Raw genomic sequence first — 1685 nt, 5'->3', positions numbered from 1 at the left:
GGCCTACTCCGAGGCGCTGCGTGCGGGCGGCGGCCCGCAGTTGCCTCCCGGGCCCGCGGGGCGGGGGGGGCGGGGGGGGGGGGGGGGGGGGGGGGGGGCGCCCCCCCCCCCCCCCCCCGCCACCTGTGGCCGGCTCCGGCCCGCGGGGATTCCTTTCGAACCGAGGAGTGACTCCCTCCAGCGATGGACGGAACGTCCGGTAGTACCTGCGCCGCCCCCTCCGCGGAGGCGGCGGCATGACCGTTCCCCTGCTGCTGCTCGCAGCCGCGCTCGTCCTGATCCTCGCCAACGGCTTCTTCGTGGCAGCCGAGTTCGGCCTCGTCACGGTGGAGAAGGCGGACGCCGAGCGCGCCGCGGCCGCCGGTGACCGGCGCGCCTCGGTCGTCGTCAAGGCCGTGCGCGAGCTGTCCTTCCAGCTCTCCGGCACCCAGCTCGGCATCACCGTCACCTCGCTGGTCGTCGGCATGCTCGCCGAGCCCGCACTCGACGACCTGCTCGCGCCGCCGCTGTCCGCGACCGGGCTGCCGGGCGGCGCCGTCGACGCCATCTCCGTGGTGCTCGGCATGCTCGTCGCGTCCGGCGCCCAGATGGTCGTCGGCGAACTCGTCCCGAAGAACTGGGCGGTGTCCAAGCCGCTCCAGGTCGCCCGGTTCGTGGCCGGTCCCCAGCACCGCTTCACCCTGCTGTTCCGGCCCGTCATCGCCCTCCTGACGAAGGTGGCGAACCGCCTCGTCAGGATGCTCGGCGTCGAGCCGGCCGACGAGCTCGCGTCGGCCCGTACGCCCGGCGAGCTGGTCTCGCTGGCCCGCCACTCCGCACAGGCCGGCACCCTCGAACAGGACACGGCGGACCTGTTCGTGCGCACCCTCGCCCTCGGCCGCCTCGCGGCCCAGCACGTCATGACCCCGCGGGTGAAGGTCAGCGCGCTCCAGACCGACGCGACCGCCGCCGACGTCGTCAACCTCACCCGCGCGACCGGCCTGTCCCGCTTCCCCGTCTACCGCGACCGCATCGACGAGATCGCCGGCATGGTCCACCTGAAGGACGCGCTGGCCGTCCCCGCGGACCGGCGGCTGCGCACCCCGGTCTCCCGCATCGCCATACCGGCCCTGCTGGTGCCCGAGACGCTGCCCGCGCGGCAGCTGCTCGCCCGGCTGCGCACGGAGCAGCCGATAGCCGTCGTCGTCGACGAGTACGGCGGCACCGCCGGCGTCGTCACGATCGAGGACATCGTCGAGGAACTGGTCGGCGAGGTCCGCGACGAGCACGACGACGAGGGCGACGCGCGCCCCGAGATCGTGTCCGTGGCGGCCGAGGACGCCCGCCCGGCCTGGGAGGTCGAGGGCAGCACCCGGGTCCTGACCCTCCGGCGCATCGGCCTGGAGGCACCGGAAGGGCCGTACGAGACCCTCGCCGGCCTCGTCGCCGACCTGCTGGGCCGTATCCCGGTCCTCGGCGACCGGGTGGATCTGCCCGGCTGGCGGCTCTCCGTGCGCCAGGTGGACCGCTACCGCGCCGAACGCGTCAGGATCGTCCGTACGGGCGCACTCCCGATACCGGAGAACACCCCCGCCGGCGGCGTTCCCGCCGAGCGGCCCCAGGGCCCCGCGGCGGACCAGGACCGCCGGCCCCCACAGGGCGCGGACCGTGCCGCGGGCGCGGGCCGTACGAGGACCCAGGGGCGC

At 75.5% G+C, this 1685-nt stretch carries 1 protein-coding gene; it reads left to right on the top strand.

Going from position 1 to position 1685, the window contains the following annotated elements; translation table 11 throughout:
* Positions 1-236: 236 nt before the first annotated feature.
* On the top strand, positions 237-1685 hold a 1449-nt coding region (locus tag LCE31_RS26515; protein WP_225018455.1), incomplete at its 3' end, for a hemolysin family protein.

The organism is Streptomyces sp. 8L, assembly GCF_020176795.1.
GTDB lineage: Bacteria > Actinomycetota > Actinomycetes > Streptomycetales > Streptomycetaceae > Streptomyces.
The sequence above is the reverse complement of the archived record's forward strand: the minus strand, read 5'-3'. Positions and strand labels throughout refer to the sequence as shown.